We start from the raw sequence: 12,745 nt of genomic DNA on the forward strand, positions 1-12,745 counted from the left end.
ACGAACCAGGGACGCCTGAACATGCCGCACAACTTACCGCTGCCGACGTACCACGATATCGTTCGCCCCGAGTGGGTGGACTACAACGGCCATCTGCGCGACGCGTTCTACATGCTGATTTTCAGCTTCGCCACCGATGCGCTGATCGATCAGATCGGCCTGCCGGATGCGGTTCGCCGTGCGCGTGGCCGTTCGATCTACACGCTCGAAGCGCATCTCAACTATCTGCACGAGATCAAGGAGGGCGCCCGCGTGCGCGTCGAGACCCGGCTGCTGGCACACGACGCCAAGCGCCTGCACATCTACCTCGAGATGTTTGCCGACAGCGGGACAGAAGCGGTGGCGGCGAGCGAACAGATGCTGCTGCACGTAGATACTGGCGGCCCGCGTTCGGTCGCCTTCGACAAGGACGTCGCGGCGCGGGTGGAGCAGCTTGCACGCTCGCATGCGATGCTGCCGGCCGCGGCGTGGGCCGGGCGGGTGATCGGCCTGCCGCCGGCTAAAACACGCGGATGAGCCGTTCGCGAAAGCGGGCGCAGCAACGCAAGGAGCGGCACGATGCTCGAGCCTGAAATGGCCGCATTCGTCGCGCGGACCGAGGCGGCTTATCCCGCCAATGCGGCTACGCTACCTGTCGCGCAGCAGCGTGCGCTCTACGACCGTTACGCGGCCAGCTTCACTCCACCGTTACCCGCGGGTCTGGATGTCGAGGAGGTGCGGTTGCGTTCGCAATTGGGTCATCCGATTGCACTGCGTTTGTACCGGCCCGTGAACCGGCAAGCGACACGCGGCACCGTGCTGTACTTTCACGGCGGCGGTTTTGTGATGGGTTCGCTGGATAGCCACGAGATCGTGACAGCGCGACTTGCTGCCGATACTGGCTTATGCGTGATTGCAGTGGACTACCGCCTTGCGCCTGAACATCACGTGCCCGCGGCGCATGACGACTGTCTGGAGGTCACGCTTGCGGCCCTCGCGGGTCGTTTGCCGTTTGCCTCGCTATCGGCGCCGTTGCTGCTGGCCGGCGATAGTGCCGGGGGCAATCTGGCGGCAAGCGTCGCGATGGTGTTGCGCGATCGTGAGATTGACGGGGTTCGCGGCATGGCGTTGGTCTACCCGATGCTGGGCGCCGAGCCGCAGCTACCGGCCCGTGACACCGAAGCCCATGCGCCGATGCTCACGCTGGCGGATGTCCTCGCATTTCGACATCTGTACTGGGGCGACGCAGTGTCGCCGCCATGGACCTTGCCGCTTCATGCGCGCCGCTTCGACGGTCTGCCTGCGACGCTTGCGATCGGCGTCGAACACGATCCGCTGCGCGATGACGCACGTGTTTTCGCAGAACGAATCCATGCGGCCGGTGGGCGCGCTCAACTATGGATAGGCGAAGGGCTCGTGCATGGTTGCTGGCGCGCTTTGGCGACCAGCCCTGCCGTGCAATGTTTGCACGACACGGTATGCCGCTTTTTGCTGGACGCTATGCACGTCCAAACTGACTGACTGGCCAGCCGGTTGCGCCGGCTTATGCCGCTTGCAATTCCCCAACCAGACTGCACAGCGTTTCGACGGAAATCATCGCGGATGCATTCGACGGCGCCGGGCGTTCGGCCGGCTTGAACACCGCATCGCCGCGACGAATCTTGCGGCGTGAGACTGCGCAGGTGCCGGACGTATGCGCGGAGCGGCGGCGCCAGCGCTGCTCGCCGTAGTGACAGCGTCCAGGCTCGACCCAGCGGATCACCAGCGTGGTGTCGGAGCGCTCGAGAATCTCGATGCGTACGCCATTGGCACCGTCAAGGGGCAAGGACTCTATGGTCTTCATCGTCGGCTCCGTATATGTGGTGTGCCGAATGTATTCCTGTGCAAGCCCGAGAGCCATTGTGTGCCAGTTGAAACACTGTTCTCCAAACAGCAACAATGAAACTTGACTTTATCGATGGGACGAAAAGACGCGGGTTTGCGGGGTGGGACGGCGCGCAATCTTGATATAGAGCGACTTTTTGCAACGCAGTGTTGATCGCAGCGCGACGTGCAACGGGGCGAGGCGGAAGGGACGGGCGCATCATTTAAGATGTGAAGATTGATGAGCCGAGCCGGGGCTAGTGTATCTGGTTTGCGTTTTTCCGGTCGGCTCGTGCACACATTTCACCAGAGGTCACATGGTCACACGTCCGCCCGCCACATCTCCCGAACCCGATTCGCCGAGCCGCCAGAAAATCCAGCAGGTGGCCTCCGGCGTACTGTATGCCGGTCTGGTGCTGCTGGCCTTGTGGATCATCCGTGATTTCTTGCCGGCGGTCGGCTGGGCCTGCGTGATCGCCATCGCGCTGTGGCCGGCGTTGCGCAAAATCGAGGATCACACGTGGTTGCAGGGACGCACGACGTCGATCGCGGCCGTCCTGACGCTTGCAATTGCATTGCTGGTGGTATTGCCGGTTGCCTTGGGGATCGGCCAGGCGAGCCATGAAGCGCACGATCTGATGGAATGGTTCAAGGATGTGCAGCAAAACGGCATCGTCATGCCGGATCTCGTCCGGCGCCTGCCGTTCGGCGCGCAGCAGGCTGCGGCGTGGTGGCAGGCAAATCTCGCCCAGCCGCTGCGCGAGTCGCCGGCCATGAAGGGGTTGCACGGCGAAGCTGTGATGACCTTTGGCCGCCATTTTGGTGCGCAGGCTGTGCGCGGGCTGATGGTGTTCGGCTTCATGCTGGTGACGCTGTTCGTGATTTTTCAGGCCGGACCGCGTCTGTCCGGGGCGTTGCTCAAAGGGGCGCGGCGTGCCTTCGGCAACAACGGGGCGCAGTTGCTCGAGCGGATGGCCGCCGCGGTGCGCGGCACGGTGGCGGGGCTCGTGGTGGTCGGGATCGGCGAGGGCGCGCTGCTTGGGCTCGCCTATGCGGTGGCCGGCGTGCCGCATGCGGCCTTGCTCGGCCTCGTGACAGCGGTTGCCGCGATGCTGCCGTTCTGCGCGCCGCTGGTGTTCTGCGGCGCGGCGCTGTGGCTGTTCGCGCAAGGCGCGGTGGCGTGGGCGATCGGTCTTGCTGTGTTCGGCTTTGTGGTCGTGTTTATCGCGGAACACTTCGTGCGGCCGGTGATCATCGGCAGCTCGACTCGCTTGCCGTTCCTGCTGGTGCTGTTCGGCATACTCGGCGGTGCGGAGACGTTCGGGCTACTGGGTCTGTTTATCGGTCCGGCGCTGATGACGGTGCTGATGGTGCTGTGGACCGATTGGGTGCGCTAGCGGTTTGGGGCTCCGACTCCTGCGCCGCCGGTTTCGCGCAGGCCAGCGTGTATTTCAACGCTTCCGGTAGCAGCGCGCTCCAGACATTCCATGTGTGCGCGCCGTCGACAACGCGCAGCGCCGCCGGATTACCCGCCAGACGCAGGTTGGTATAGAGCAGCGAAGCGTCGGCCTGGATAGTCAGATCGTCGTCGCCGGCGCCGATGAACATCGGCAGCCGGTACGGGCCGCTCATATAGTGTTTCCATTGCGCCGGATAGTTGAGTGCGTCCCAGACGAGCGGATCGAACTGGTGTTCGCCGAACACGCCAACCCGGCGTGCCGCCGATGAAGGCGGCGGTTCGTTCGGATAGATCGCAGGGCTTAGCAGCATGGCGCTGCAGAACTGCGCCGGCTGCGTCATCGCGTAGCGCAGCGCGCCGAAACCGCCCATCGAGACGCCGCCGATCATCCGCCCGGCGCGCTGCCTGGCCACCGCATACTGCGTTTCGATTTCCGGCAGCAAGTCGTTGAAGAATGCGCTTTCCATTTTCTCCTTGCGGTCGACGTACCAGTCCGTGCCGCCCTGCGGCATCACGATCACAACCGGCGGGATCTCCTTGCGTTCGATCAGCGCATCAACCGTGCTTTGCAGATGGCCTTGCGAAATCCAGTCATTGGCATTGCCGTTGTTGCCATGCAGGAGATACAGCACCGGGTAGCGTGCGCCGTTGGCGCGGTAGCCGGTGGGCAGGTAGACGGTATAGGCCCAGTCGCGCTCGAGGGCCGCGGCATGAAAACTCCGGCTTGCGACCGTGCTGGCGAGCGCGGAGGTGCTGGCGACGGCAAGCGCGGTAAGGATGGAAACGGCGAGCGCATCGAGAACGACGTTACGCGCGAACGGCAGCGGTACGGGAAATGACAGTCTGAGCATGGCGGTGAAAGATAAGCGAAGCGGCTGTGGCTTTGGCTTTGGCTGCGGCTACGGCTACGGCTACGGTTGGGCCTGGCCCTGCGGCCAATAGCCTTGCCGCTAACTCGACACGCGGCCCGCAGTCCGGGCGCGCAGGGTCATCAGGCGTTTAACCGGCTCAGCAAGACGGGCAACCACGAACAGCGCGCCAATGGCCGCCGCATCGGTGACGAGCCCGAGCGGTATGTCGAGATATCCATCCGTCGCGGTGTACAGCAGCGAATCGGCGACCAGTGAGATCACCGCCCCCGCCACGAAGCACAGCAGCCCCTTGCGGCCGATCATGCCGACCCAGGGCAGCCATTGCGCGAGCTTCTTCACCCAGCCGAGCCGGATCAGGTTGGCGACGAGCCACGCGACCGCCAGAAAATTGCCGGCCCGCAGCCAGGACAGATTCTGCTTGTAGCTCGCGTCGAGCGGGGTGTGTTCGATAAACAGCTTGTAGCAAGCCGCGGCTACGACAATAGCGAGCGCCAGCGCGCTGACCAGCCATCCCATCCGCTGCGCGTCGATCTTCTGATAGACCGGCTGGCAGCGCGCCAGCACCCCGAGCACGAACAGCAGTTGCCAGGCGAGCGGATTGAAGTCCCACTGCATGTCTTCGACGGCCGGCAAATACGCACCCGCAGCGGGCGCCGCGGCCCACAGCGCGACGCTGCCGGCCAGCAACCACCAGGGGCGGCGCCGCGCCAGCGGCACAACCAGCGGCACGCTCAACGCGAAGAACGCGTACATGGGCAGCACGGACGCGAGATAGGGCTGGCGTCTGAACAGCAGGATGTCGCGCAGGGCGGCGAGCGGCGCATCCATGAATTCTTCGAGATCGTCGCTGGTCAGATTGGGCGCGTCGATGCTGAAGGCGATCAGCACCGCGCTGACCACGAGCATCAAGCCGGCGGTGACGAGAAAGGCGCGGTAGATTTCGAGCGAACGCCGCAGGAAGCGGTGGCGCGCGGCCGCTTCGGTGCGCCGTTCGGCAAGCGTGGCATAGGCCGTTGCGGTGGCGAAGCCGCCGAGGAACACGAACACCTCGGCCGCGTCGCATAGCGCGTAGGCGTGCAGCGTGACGCGCGACAGGATGCTGCCGCCGATATGGTCGACCACGATGATCAACAGGACCAGTCCGCGAAAGAAATCGAGCTCGAGCAGACGGGAGGATGACTTTTGCATTGCGTATTACCGAAACGATCCATGCAAACGCACGCTGTTGGAGGAGCGCAGCGTGCGTGCACTGGGTTTTTGGGGGAGCGCCGGCAGCGCGGCAGCCGGCGACGGCGCGCGTTGCCGTGTGAGCGAACAGACCGGCTGTTCACAGGGCGATAAAACCAGACCCGCGGCAGCGAAGCGAGTTCGGCTGGCTGGGCGACATTTCTTTCGGAATTATTTCATGTAATTACGAAAAGGTGTGCGCGGCTTGCATGAGACGGGCTGACGGATTGCTACAGGCCGTCCGGCCAAGGGCCGCCGGGCGCTTTGCCGGCGGCAATCCAACCCACCCGTATGACCACCGCGTTACACCAAGCGCGAACTGTTAAATTGCGCAATATGGGAATGTGTACGCGTGGGCATTTAGCAACGAATTGCGACGGTCCAACTTGTCCCGATGGACGGCCCGCTATCGGTGTGCAAGCATCATTTTCACCACTCGTGGTCGTTAGAGCCCAGAGATGTAGTTGCTGCTGAAAATACAAGAAGAGCTTTCTCAAAGTTGGCTAGCCCTTGGCTATTGACTAGAGATTCGGGAGATCTTCATGAAAAAGAACATGATCGCGTTGGCTGTGACTGCAGCCTTCGCCCTGCCTGTGTGCGCACAGACCAGCATCACGTTGTACGGGGTAATCGACGAGGGCATCAACTACACGAGCAATGCGGGCGACAAGTCCGCCTACCAGTTGCAGAGCGGCTACGCGCAAGGCAGCCGCTGGGGCCTCAAGGGTTCCGAGGATCTCGGCAGCGGCCTGAAGGCGATTTTCGACCTCGAAAACGGTTTCGACGTGAACAGCGGGGCGCTCGGACAGGGTGGGCGGATGTTCGGCCGCCAGGCGTTCGTTGGTTTGACGGCGGCCAACTACGGTACGGTGACGCTCGGCCGGCAGTACGACTCGCTGGTCGATTATCTTGCGCAGACCACGGCTAACGGCAACTGGGGCGGCTACCTGCTCTCGCATCCCTACGACAACGACAATACCGACAACTCGTTCCGGGTCAACAACACGGTCAAATACGCGAGTCCGGACTTCGCGGGCCTGCAGTTCGGCGGCACGTACAGCTTCAGCAACGCTACGAATTTCGCCAACAACCGGCAGTACAGCCTCGGCGGCCAGTATACGAACGGCGGCCTGCTGGTGACGGGCGCCTACCTGCAGGCCAACAATCCCGGCCTGACGACGAGCGGCGCGATTGCGACCGACGACGCCAATTTCATCTCGGAGCGCCTGCGCATATTCGGCGGCGGGGTCAACTACACGTTCGGCGCGGCGACGGTCGGCTTCGTCTATACCAATACGAACGTCGGGGAACCGGCTGCGACCGATACTTCGGCATACGTCGGTTCGATCACGCCGCCCAACGGCGGCACGCTGACGGCACTCAAGTTCCAGAACTTCGAGGTGAACGGCAAGTATCAGTTCACGCCGGCCTTCTTCGTGGGCGTGCAGTATGTCTACACGGCAGCCACCATGGATGCCACCTCAGGCAATGAGAATCCGAAATACCACACGTTCGGGCTGATGGCCGACTACAACCTGTCCAAGCGCACGGATTTCTATTTCCAGGCGGCGTATCAGAAAGTGACCGGCGACAAGACCGATACCGTGCTCGACGATGCCTATATCCCGGGCTCGGCGGGCGTATCGTCGTCATCTAACCAGTTCGCGGTGCGCGCCGCGATCCGCCACAAGTTCTGAACGACTGGCGCCTGCGCTGCTGCGCCAGGTTGCGCGGCAGGCAAACGCAAACGGCCGCTACCTCGAAAAAGGGCGGCCGTTTTTTCGCCATCTGTTTCGCAACGACTCCCATCGCTGGGCGCGCCGCCTGCGAGCCGCCGTTCCTGCCGGAATTCAAGTTTTTATGACGATTTGCCGTTAAAGAAAACGTTATCGCGGGTCACATTCCCCGCAATACCGAACGTAAGGATTTGTATCAGTCTGTTCGGACGGCTCGCTTTTTGTCCGGCGCATTTTACAATTCCGCTTGAATTTTAATCGTCTGTCTGGCCCTTTTTGTGGTAGATCGCCTCATTTTTGAGATATCTGCTGCACAAGTGCCGGATGGCAGGCAGGGCACGGGTGATAGCCGCAACGAGGCGGTTCCCCGGTTCGCGAGATCGCAGCGCTTCGCACGAATGCGCGCATCGCCCGCGACGCGGGAGCATTCGGGCTCGCCAAGAACAAAGCAGGAGTCGAATTTGTTGAGAAGTCGTTTCGACAAAACCATGATGGCCAGCGTTGCTGGCGTCTGGGTCGCAGTGGCGATCAGCGGTTGTGCGAACGTGGCGCAGCCGGGTACGCAGGCGGATGGCGCCGCCTCAGGGGTTCCGGCGGCAACGGCCGCGGCAGCAGCAGCTGCCGCAGCGTCGGATGCGGCGGCGACGGCGTCGTTACAGGCATCGGCGGCGGCCAGCGCGGCCAGGTTGAAGGCGGCGCAGCCGCTCGTGTATCGCGTCAGGCGTGGCGATACGCTGAGCCATATCGCGCAGCAGCATCACTGCAGTGTCAAGCAATTGCTGGCGTGGAACCACCTGAAACCGTCCACTCGGCTGAAGCTGGGGCAGGTGCTGCACGTCGCCTCGCCCGAGGCGGTGAAGGAGGCTGACGCGGCTGCTGCTGCAGCGCTCGCCGCTCAGGCCGCCGCTGCAGACGCTGCGGCCAGGGCCGCGGCAGCGGCGAAGACGGCGGCGGCAGCGGTGCCGGCGTCCAATGCTGTGGCAGGCGCCGCAGCAAATGCGGCGGCAGCCCCGGCGGCGGCTGCGTCGGGTACTGCAGCGGCAGCACTGGCCACTGCAGCGGCTTCCACATCCACAGCCTCGACAACCTCAAACGACTCCCCCGCACCCAGTGCCGCGCAAACGCGTCAGATCGACGCTCAGATGTCGCGTCACGCCAGCCGTGTCGTGCTGGCGTGGCCCGCGCAGGGCAAGGTGGTCGAAGGCTTCCAGCCCGGTGAGACGCGCGGCATCGAGATCGGTGGCAAGCCGGGCGATCCGGTGCGCGCAGCCGCCGACGGCAAGGTCATGTATGCGGGAACCGGGCTCAACGAATACGGCAGCCTGATCATCGTCCAGCACAACAAGGACTTTCTGACTGCGTATTCACACAATCGCAAGCTGCTGGTGAAGACCGGCGACATCGTGCGGCAAGGGCAGGAAATCGCGGAGATGGGCGACGAAAACAACTCGCGCGTCTCGGTACTGTTCGAGGTGCGCCGCGACGGCAAACCGGTCGATCCGATGCCGTATCTGCCGCCCAGGCAAGGCTGAGTTTGCACGCAGGGTGAAGGCGCGCCGGCATCCTCGCGGACGGCCGGCGCTTTCGCTCGATTTCAGGTTCGCATCTTGGGGGCGCTCAGAACGTATCGCCGGGCACCCGCACCCAGCCTTCCATCAGGACGCGTGCGCTGCGGCTCATGACAGCCTTCGTGACGACCCATTCGCCGTCCACCTGGCCGGCTTGCGCACCCACGCGCAGCGTGCCCGACGGATGACCGAAGCGCACCGCCTGGCGTTCGCCGCCGCCGGCCGCGAGATTCACCAGCGTGCCCGGAATCGCCGCAGCCGTGCCGATGGCCACCGCAGCCGTGCCCATCATCGCGTGATGCAGCTTGCCCATGGACATCGCCCGCACCAGCAGGTCGACATCGCCAGCGGCAACCTGCTTGCCGCTCGAGGCCACGTACGCGGCGGGCTTCGCGACGAACGCGACCTTCGGCGTATGCTGCCGCGTCGCGATTTCGTCGATATGCGCGATCAGGCCCATGCGCACCGCGCCGTGCGCGCGAATCGTCTCGAACTTCGCCAGCGCCTTGTCGTCGCCGTTGATCGCGTCCTGCAGTTCGGTGCCTTTGTAACCGATCGCCTCGGCGTCGACGAAAATCGTCGGAATCCCCGCGTTGATCATGGTGGCCTTCAAGGTGCCGATGCCCGGCACCTCGAGGTCGTCAATCAGATTGCCGGTGGGGAACATGGCGCCGCCCGCGCCGTCTTCCTCTGCGGCCGGATCCATGAACTCGAGTTGCACCTCGGCGGCGGGGAAGGTCACCCCGTCCAGTTCGAAGTCGCCGGTTTCCTGCACGGCGCCGTTCGTGATCGGCACATGAGCGATGATGGTCTTGCCGATATTGGCTTGCCAGATCCGCACGATAGCCACGCCGTCGTGCGGAATGCGGCTCGCCTCGACCAGCCCGGCGCTGATGGCGAACGGTCCCACTGCGGCTGACAGATTGCCGCAATTGCCGCTCCAGTCGACAAAAGCCCTGTCGATGGATACCTGGCCGAACAGATAGTCGACATCGTGATCGGGCTTGCTGCTCTTCGCGATGATGACGGTCTTGCTCGTGCTCGACGTCGCCCCACCCATGCCGTCAATCTGTTTGCCGTAAGGGTCCGGGCTGCCGATCACGCGCATCAACAATGCATCGCGCGCCGCGCCCGGCGTCTGGGCGGCGGCGGGCAAATCCTGCAGCCGGAAGAACACGCCTTTGCTGGTGCCGCCGCGCATGTAGGTGGCGGCAATCTTGATCTGCGGTACGTGGCTCATGTTGATCTCCTCAAGCCGCTGCTTTCGACGATTCGAGGAAGTCCTGCGCAAAACGCTGCAGCACGCCACCGGCTTCGTAGATCGACACTTCTTCCGCGGTGTCGAGACGGCAGGTTACCGGCACTTCGACGCGCTCGCCGCTCTTGCGCTGGATTACCAGCGTGAGGGCGGTGCGCGGCTTGCGCTCGCCGATCACATCGAAGGTTTCGGTGCCGTCGATGCCGAGCGTCAGGCGGTTCACGCCCGGCTTGAACTCGAGCGGCAGCACGCCCATGCCCACGAGGTTGGTGCGGTGGATGCGTTCGAACCCTTCGGCGACGATCGCTTCCGCGCCGGCCAGACGCACACCCTTGGCGGCCCAGTCGCGCGACGAGCCCTGGCCGTAGTCGGCCCCGGCAATCACGATCAGCGGCTGCTTGCGCTCCATATAGGTTTCGATGGCTTCCCACATGCGCGTGACCTTGCCTTCGGGCTCGATGCGGGCCAAAGAACCGGCCTTCACCTTGCCGTCTTCCAGCACCATTTCGTTCTTCAACGTGGGGTTGGCGAAGGTGGCGCGCTGCGCGGTCAGGTGATCGCCGCGGTGCGTCGCGTACGAGTTGAAATCCTCCTCCGGCAGGCCCATTTTCGCCAGATACTCGCCCGAGGCGCTATCCGGCAGGATCGCGTTGGACGGCGACAGGTGGTCGGTGGTGATGTTGTCGCCGAGCACGGCGAGCGGGCGCATGCCCGTGAGCGTGCGCTCGCCGGCGAGCGCACCTTCCCAGTACGGCGGGCGGCGGATATAGGTGCTGAGCGGCCGCCAGTCGTACAGCGGATTGGCCTGTTCGCCGGTGTCGGCCGTGACCGCGAACATTGGTTCGTACACCTTGCGGAATTGCTCCGGCTTGACGCTCGACGCAACGATCGCGTCGATCTCCTCGTCGGACGGCCAGATGTCCTTGAGCAGCACCGGATTGCCCGCGGCGTCGGTGCCCAGCACATCCTTCTCGATGTCGAAGCGGATCGTGCCGGCAATCGCGTAGGCCACCACCAGCGGCGGCGAGGCGAGGAAGGCCTGCTTCGCATACGGGTGGATCCGGCCGTCGAAATTGCGGTTGCCGGAGAGCACGGCCGTCGCGTAGAGATCGCGTCCGACGATTTCCTGCTGGATGACCGGGTCCAGCGCGCCCGACATGCCGTTGCACGACGTACACGCATAAGCGACCACGCCGAAGCCGAGCTGCTCCAGTTCCGGCAGCAGCTTCGCTTCCTCGAGGTACAGCGTGACGGCCTTCGATCCCGGCGCGAGCGAGCTTTTCACCCAGGGCTTGCGGGTCAGGCCGCGCTGATTCGCGTTGCGCGCGAGCAGCCCCGCGGCAATCATGTTGCGCGGGTTATTGGTGTTGGTGCAGCTCGTGATTGCCGCAATGATCACCGCGCCGTCGGGCATCAGACCCGCTTCGTTCTCGACCTTGCCGCTGATGCCGCGCGCCGCCAGCTCCGACACCGGCAAACGGCGGTGCGGGTTCGACGGACCAGCGAGCGTGCGCACCACGCTCGACAGGTCGAACGTCAGCACGCGTTCGTATTGCGCGTTGCTCAGGCTGTCGGCCCACAGGCCGGTTTGCTTCGCGTAGGCCTCCACCAGCTTGACGAGTTCGTCGTCGCGGCCGGTGAGCTTGAGATACTTGATGGTCTGCTCGTCGATATAGAACATCGCGGCCGTCGCGCCAAACTCAGGCGCCATGTTGGCGATGGTGGCGCGGTCGCCCAGCGTGAGGTTCGCCGTGCCTTCGCCGTAAAACTCCAGATACGCGCCCACCACCTTTTCCTTGCGCAGGAATTCGGTCAGCGACAGGACCACGTCCGTCGCGGTAATCCCCGGACCCGGCCTGCCGGTCAGTTCGACGCCGACGATATCGGGCAGACGCATATACGAAGCCCGTCCCAGCATTACGCTTTCCGCTTCGAGGCCGCCCACGCCGATGGCGATCACTCCGAGCGCATCCACCATCGGCGTATGCGAATCGGTGCCGACCAGCGTATCGGGAAACGCTACGCCGTCTTTGACCTGCACCACCGGGCTCATGCGTTCCAGGTTGATCTGATGCAGGATGCCGTTGCCCGGCGGAATCACGTCGACGTTCTTGAACGCCTTTTTGGTCCAGTTGATGAAGTCGAAGCGGTCTTCGTTGCGCCGGTCTTCGATGGCGCGGTTCTTGGCGAACGCGTCCGGATCGAAACCGCCGCATTCGACCGCAAGCGAGTGGTCCACCACCAGTTGCGTCGGCACGACCGGATTGACCAGCGCCGGGTCGCCGCCTTGCGCGGCAATCGCGTCACGCAGGCCGGCGAGGTCGACGAGCGCGGTCTGGCCGAGGATGTCGTGGCAGACCACGCGGGCCGGAAACCACGGGAAATCGAGGTCGCGCTTGCGTTCGATGATCTGCCTGAGCGAGGCGTTCAGCGACACCGGGTCGCAACGGCGCACGAGGTTTTCGGCCAGCACGCGCGAGGTGTACGGCAGCGTGTCGTAGGCGCCCGGCTGGATCGCTTCGACCGCGGCGCGCGTATCGAAGAAGTCCAGCTTGGTGCCTGGCAGCGGTTTGCGGTTTGCAGTGTTCATACCGTGGGGGAGTAAGAATGTAGTGCTCAATGTGATAATCGCCGGACATCACCGGCGATTATCGCGCTTTCCCGATCAGCGTTTTGCGAGCGGCACGAACTTCAGGTTGTCCGGACCGGTGTAGTTCGCGCTCGGCCGGATGATCTTGTTGTCGATGCGTTGCTCGATGATGTGCGCGCTCCAGCCCGCCGTA

General features: G+C 63.9%; 10 protein-coding genes. 5 read left to right on the top strand and 5 right to left on the bottom strand.

Going from position 1 to position 12,745, the window contains the following annotated elements; genetic code table 11:
* The first annotated feature begins 21 nt into the window (after positions 1–21).
* Together AC1ECK_RS35390 and AC1ECK_RS35395 are read left to right on the top strand one after the other, a co-directional pair.
* Positions 22–516: a thioesterase family protein gene (locus AC1ECK_RS35390; protein ID WP_480327725.1), complete on the top strand. Its 495-nt coding sequence runs from the start codon at positions 22–24 to the stop codon at positions 514–516.
* A 42-nt stretch (positions 517–558) separates the two neighbouring features.
* Positions 559–1,500: an alpha/beta hydrolase gene (locus AC1ECK_RS35395; protein ID WP_480327727.1), complete on the top strand. Its 942-nt coding sequence runs from the start codon at positions 559–561 to the stop codon at positions 1,498–1,500.
* A 22-nt stretch (positions 1,501–1,522) separates the two neighbouring features.
* Here AC1ECK_RS35395 and AC1ECK_RS35400 read toward each other — a convergent pair whose 3' ends face one another.
* Complete coding sequence (locus AC1ECK_RS35400; RefSeq protein WP_480327729.1) at positions 1,523–1,822, bottom strand: DUF3331 domain-containing protein; 300 nt, start codon at positions 1,820–1,822, stop codon at positions 1,523–1,525.
* Positions 1,823–2,159: 337 nt separating this feature from the next.
* Here AC1ECK_RS35400 and AC1ECK_RS35405 point away from each other — a divergent pair, with 337 nt between their 5' ends.
* A complete protein-coding gene (locus tag AC1ECK_RS35405; protein WP_480327731.1) occupies positions 2,160–3,239 on the top strand; it encodes an AI-2E family transporter in 1,080 nt (359 codons plus the stop codon).
* On the opposite strand, the gene AC1ECK_RS35410 is transcribed toward AC1ECK_RS35405, so the two are convergent.
* Together AC1ECK_RS35410 and AC1ECK_RS35415 are read right to left on the bottom strand one after the other, a co-directional pair.
* Positions 3,181–4,152 carry an alpha/beta hydrolase gene (locus AC1ECK_RS35410; RefSeq protein WP_480327733.1) on the bottom strand — a complete coding sequence of 324 codons (972 nt, stop codon included), beginning with the start codon at positions 4,150–4,152 and terminating at the stop codon, positions 3,181–3,183. The genes AC1ECK_RS35405 and AC1ECK_RS35410 overlap by 59 nt on opposite strands.
* A 99-nt stretch (positions 4,153–4,251) precedes the next feature.
* Positions 4,252–5,361 carry an OpgC domain-containing protein gene (locus AC1ECK_RS35415; protein ID WP_480327735.1) on the bottom strand — a complete coding sequence of 370 codons (1,110 nt, stop codon included), beginning with the start codon at positions 5,359–5,361 and terminating at the stop codon, positions 4,252–4,254.
* Positions 5,362–5,942: 581 nt separating this feature from the next.
* Here AC1ECK_RS35415 and AC1ECK_RS35420 point away from each other — a divergent pair.
* Positions 5,943–7,097: a porin gene (locus tag AC1ECK_RS35420; RefSeq protein ID WP_480327737.1), complete on the top strand. Its 1,155-nt coding sequence runs from the start codon at positions 5,943–5,945 to the stop codon at positions 7,095–7,097.
* 527 nt (positions 7,098–7,624) lie between these two features.
* Positions 7,625–8,668 (top strand): peptidoglycan DD-metalloendopeptidase family protein, encoded by a 1,044-nt coding sequence (locus tag AC1ECK_RS35425; RefSeq protein WP_480327739.1) that lies wholly within the window; start codon positions 7,625–7,627, stop codon positions 8,666–8,668.
* Positions 8,669–8,753: 85 nt separating this feature from the next.
* Here AC1ECK_RS35425 and prpF read toward each other — a convergent pair whose 3' ends face one another.
* Together prpF and acnD are read right to left on the bottom strand one after the other, a co-directional pair.
* The gene (gene prpF / locus AC1ECK_RS35430; protein WP_480327741.1) at positions 8,754–9,944 is read right to left on the bottom strand and encodes a 2-methylaconitate cis-trans isomerase PrpF; all 1,191 of its coding nucleotides are present in this window, start codon (positions 9,942–9,944) and stop codon (positions 8,754–8,756) included.
* Between the two features lie 10 nt (positions 9,945–9,954).
* A complete protein-coding gene (acnD, locus tag AC1ECK_RS35435) occupies positions 9,955–12,552 on the bottom strand; it encodes a Fe/S-dependent 2-methylisocitrate dehydratase AcnD (RefSeq protein WP_480327743.1) in 2,598 nt (865 codons plus the stop codon).
* Between the last annotated feature and the right edge of the window lie 193 nt (positions 12,553–12,745).

The organism is Paraburkholderia sp. SSBN10T, assembly GCF_056619545.1.